Genomic DNA, 1,177 nt, shown 5'->3' on the forward strand with positions numbered 1-1,177 from the left:
TTAAGCGATAACAGAAGAAACCACGCCCGCACCTACGGTACGACCGCCTTCGCGAATCGCAAAGCGCAGACCTTCTTCCATAGCGATCGGTGCAATCAGTTCTACAGTGATCGCCACGTTCTCACCAGGCATAACCATTTCTACACCTTCTTCCAAAGTAACCGCGCCGGTTACGTCGGTAGTACGGAAGTAGAATTGTGGACGGTAGTTGGCGAAGAACGGAGTATGACGACCACCCTCTTCTTTGCTCAATACGTAAACTTCTGCTTTGAATTTGGTGTGAGGAGTGATGGTACCCGGTTTAGCCAATACTTGACCGCGTTCCACTTCTTCACGTTTGGTACCGCGCAGCAATACGCCTACGTTATCACCGGCTTGACCTTCGTCCAGCAGTTTGCGGAACATTTCAACACCGGTACAAGTGGTTTTTTGGGTTTCTTTCAAACCTACGATTTCGATCTCGTCACCAACGTGGATGATACCGCGCTCTACACGACCGGTTACTACGGTACCACGGCCGGAGATAGAGAATACGTCTTCGATAGGCAACAGGAACGGTTTGTCCACGGCACGCTCTGGAGTCGGGATATAGCTGTCCAATGCGGCAGCCAGTTCGAAGATTTTTTCTTCGTAAGCGGCGTCGCCTTCCAAGGCTTTCAGTGCAGAACCTTGTACGATCGGGCAGTCGTCGCCTGGGAAGTCGTAGCTTGACAGCAAGTCACGGATTTCCATTTCAACCAGTTCCAACAGCTCGGCATCGTCAACCATGTCGCATTTGTTCATGAACACGATGATGTAAGGTACGCCTACTTGGCGGGCCAACAGGATGTGTTCGCGGGTTTGCGGCATAGGACCGTCGGCAGCGGAACATACCAAGATTGCACCGTCCATTTGTGCGGCACCGGTAATCATGTTTTTAACGTAGTCGGCGTGACCCGGGCAGTCTACGTGTGCGTAGTGGCGGGTTTCGGTTTCGTATTCTACGTGTGAGGTATTAATGGTAATACCGCGGGCTTTTTCTTCGGGAGCGTTGTCGATTTGGTCGTAAGCTTTTGCAGCACCACCGAATTTTTTAGCCAAAATAGTAGTCAAAGCAGCAGTCAGAGTGGTTTTACCATGGTCAACGTGACCGATGGTGCCAACGTTTACGTGCGGTTTGCTACGTTCAAATTTTTCC

At 50.9% G+C, this 1,177-nt stretch carries 1 protein-coding gene; it reads right to left on the reverse strand.

All coding sequences use genetic code 11. The features are described 5' to 3' along the window. The coding region (gene tuf, locus NSCA4_RS0107285) for an elongation factor Tu (RefSeq protein ID WP_016687519.1) at nucleotides 1–1,177 on the reverse strand (1,177 nt) is incomplete at its 5' end.

The sequence above is a fragment of the Neisseria sicca 4320 genome (assembly GCF_000193735.1).
GTDB lineage: Bacteria > Pseudomonadota > Gammaproteobacteria > Burkholderiales > Neisseriaceae > Neisseria > Neisseria sicca_E.